Source organism: Sphingomonas sp. ABOLE (genome assembly GCF_003950455.1).
In the GTDB taxonomy this organism is placed as follows: Bacteria; Pseudomonadota; Alphaproteobacteria; order Sphingomonadales; family Sphingomonadaceae; genus Sphingomonas; species Sphingomonas trueperi.
In genome coordinates this window covers 1-940 of sequence record NZ_QQWY01000111.1, presented here as the reverse complement: position 1 = coordinate 940, position 940 = coordinate 1, and the positions used below count along the sequence as shown (strand labels likewise).

Annotated in this window: 1 protein-coding gene; it reads left to right on the top strand. The window is 71.2% G+C overall.

Features of this window, described 5'->3' with window-relative positions:
• Nucleotides 1-65 precede the first annotated feature (65 nt).
• Nucleotides 66-869, top strand: coding sequence for an RNA methyltransferase (locus CA234_RS24120; RefSeq protein ID WP_126002947.1), 804 nt, complete (start codon nucleotides 66-68; stop codon nucleotides 867-869).
• The last annotated feature ends 71 nt before the right edge of the window (nucleotides 870-940 follow it).

Here is a 940-nt window from a genome sequence, read left to right as displayed (position 1 = left end):
ACGCAGGCTAAGCGCGCGCCGCACCCCAACTAGCCCCCGCCCCCATCCCGCCCTATAGCGCGCGGATGCCACGCGAAATCACCGCCTATTCCAACCCTCTCATCAAGCGCATGCGCAACCTGCGCGACAAGCGCCACCGCCGCGAAGAGGGGCTGTTCCTCGCCGAGGGCCTGCGCATCCTGACCGAGGCGCGCGAGGCCGGCCGAATCCCCGAATACCTGTTCTACACCGCCGAGACCGCCCGCCACCCGCTGGTCGTCGCCCTCGTCACCGCCACCGAGGCCCAGGGCGGCGAAGCGATCGAGACCAATGCCGACATCCTGTCGAAGCTCTCCGGCAAGGACAATCCGGGCGCGGTCGTCGGCGTCTACCCCGAGTTCGCGCTCGACCTCGCCGAGATCGACCGCAGCACCGCGCCGATCTGGCTGGTCGCCGAGCGCCTACGCGATCCCGGCAATCTCGGCACCATCCTGCGCACCGGCGACGCGGTGGGCGCCGGCGGGCTGATCCTGATCGACGACTGCGTCGACCCCTTCTCGGTCGAGGCGGTGCGCGCGAGCATGGGCGCGCTGTTCACCGTCCCCGTCGCCCGCGCCCGCTGGGAGGAATTCGAGCCCTGGCTGCGCGCCGGCCCCGGCCAGCTCGTCGGCCTCAGCCTCGATACGACCCACGACTACCAGGCCCCGCGCTACGCCGCGCCGACCTTCCTGCTCACCGGCAACGAGGCGCAGGGCATGCCGCCCCATATGGAAGCCGCCTGCGATCTTCTGGTAAAGATCCCCATGCTCGGCAAGGCGGACAGCCTCAATGCGGCAGTGGCAACGGCGGTGATGGCCTATGAAGTACGCAACCAGTTCCGGAATGCTTGAGCGGGCGCGCCGCGCCGCCGCGCCCCTCGCGCTGGCGTGCGGCCTCGGCGCCGCGCTCCCCGCCGCCGCAC